Source organism: Solibacillus kalamii, assembly GCF_002174535.1.
GTDB classification, from domain to species: domain Bacteria; phylum Bacillota; class Bacilli; order Bacillales_A; family Planococcaceae; genus Solibacillus; species Solibacillus silvestris.
This window is the reverse complement of the sequence record NZ_NHNT01000027.1, coordinates 1-1,205: the sequence shown is the minus strand read 5'-3', so window position 1 is coordinate 1,205 and position 1,205 is coordinate 1. Positions and strand designations below refer to the sequence as shown.

Annotated in this window: 8 tRNA genes and 2 rRNA genes; all 10 read left to right on the top strand. The window is 49.3% G+C overall.

Annotated features, from left to right (window positions below):
- A 23S ribosomal RNA gene (locus tag CBM15_RS19035) occupies window positions 1–95 on the top strand; the annotation flags it as partial.
- A 74-nt stretch (window positions 96–169) separates the two neighbouring features.
- Window positions 170–285, top strand: a 5S ribosomal RNA gene (gene rrf, locus CBM15_RS19030).
- A 12-nt stretch (window positions 286–297) separates the two neighbouring features.
- A tRNA-Val gene (locus CBM15_RS19025) sits at window positions 298–373 on the top strand.
- A 10-nt stretch (window positions 374–383) separates the two neighbouring features.
- Window positions 384–459 (top strand) — tRNA-Lys (locus CBM15_RS19020).
- Between the two features lie 50 nt (window positions 460–509).
- Window positions 510–584 (top strand) — tRNA-Gly (locus CBM15_RS19015).
- A gap of 5 nt (window positions 585–589) precedes the next feature.
- Window positions 590–678 (top strand) — tRNA-Leu (locus tag CBM15_RS19010).
- Window positions 679–698: 20 nt separating this feature from the next.
- Window positions 699–775 (top strand) — tRNA-Arg (locus CBM15_RS19005).
- Between the two features lie 59 nt (window positions 776–834).
- Window positions 835–908, top strand: a tRNA-Met gene (locus tag CBM15_RS19000).
- 12 nt (window positions 909–920) lie between these two features.
- Window positions 921–1,013 (top strand) — tRNA-Ser (locus CBM15_RS18995).
- 44 nt (window positions 1,014–1,057) lie between these two features.
- Window positions 1,058–1,132: transfer RNA gene (locus CBM15_RS18990), tRNA-Met, on the top strand.
- The last annotated feature ends 73 nt before the right edge of the window (window positions 1,133–1,205 follow it).

The following is a 1,205-nucleotide window of genomic DNA, read 5'->3' as shown; positions in this document are numbered from 1 at the left end:
AAGACCCCTGAAAGACGATCAGGTAGATAGGTTCGAGGTGGAAGTGCGGTGACGTATGCAGCTGACGAATACTAATCGGTCGAGGACTTAACCACATTTTATTGCTCAATTCAATGAAACGTTTATCCAGTTTTGAAAGAATGAAATTTCTTTTAACTAAATAATTAAGTGAAGTGATGATGGCAAAGAGGTCACACCCGTTCCCATACCGAACACGGAAGTTAAGCTCTTTAGCGCCGATGGTAGTTGGGGGCTTCCCCCTGYGAGAGTAGGACGTCGCTTCGCTTATTTTTTTTTGGAGGATTAGCTCAGCTGGGAGAGCACCTGCCTTACAAGCAGGGGGTCGGCGGTTCGAGCCCGTCATCCTCCACCATTTTAATCAAGAGCCATTAGCTCAGTTGGTAGAGCATCTGACTTTTAATCAGAGGGTCGAAGGTTCGAGTCCTTCATGGCTCACCAGTTTATAATCATTATATATACTGTCAGAGTAAAAATATCTTAAGCATTTTGCGGAAGTAGTTCAGTGGTAGAACACCACCTTGCCAAGGTGGGGGTCGCGAGTTCGAACCTCGTCTTCCGCTCCAAAAATGCCGGGGTGGCGGAACTGGCAGACGCACAGGACTTAAAATCCTGCGGTGAGTGATCACCGTGCCGGTTCGATTCCGGCCCTCGGCACCATCTTTATAAATAAACAATATGCGCCCGTAGCTCAATTGGATAGAGCGTCTGACTACGGATCAGAAGGTTGTGGGTTCGACTCCTGCCGGGCGCGCCATATAACTCAACTGGATAGAGCTTACATTGCTTTAACTAGTAGAGATAACTATTGATCATGGCTACCTAGCTCAGCTGGCTAGAGCATTCGGTTCATACCCGAAAGGTCGTGGGTTCGACTCCCTCGGTAGCCATTTTAAAATTTTGGAGGTATACCCAAGTCTGGCTGAAGGGATCGGTCTTGAAAACCGACAGGCGGGTAACACCGCGCGGGGGTTCGAATCCCTCTACCTCCTCCATTTTTACTAACTGTTTATTAAAACAGGTTCAAACATAATATTGTCGCGGGGTGGAGCAGTGGTAGCTCGTCGGGCTCATAACCCGAAGGTCGCAGGTTCAAGTCCTGCCCCCGCAACCAAATGGTCCCGTGGTGTAGCGGTTAACATGCCTGCCTGTCACGCAGGAGATCGCCGGTTCGATCCCGGTCGGGA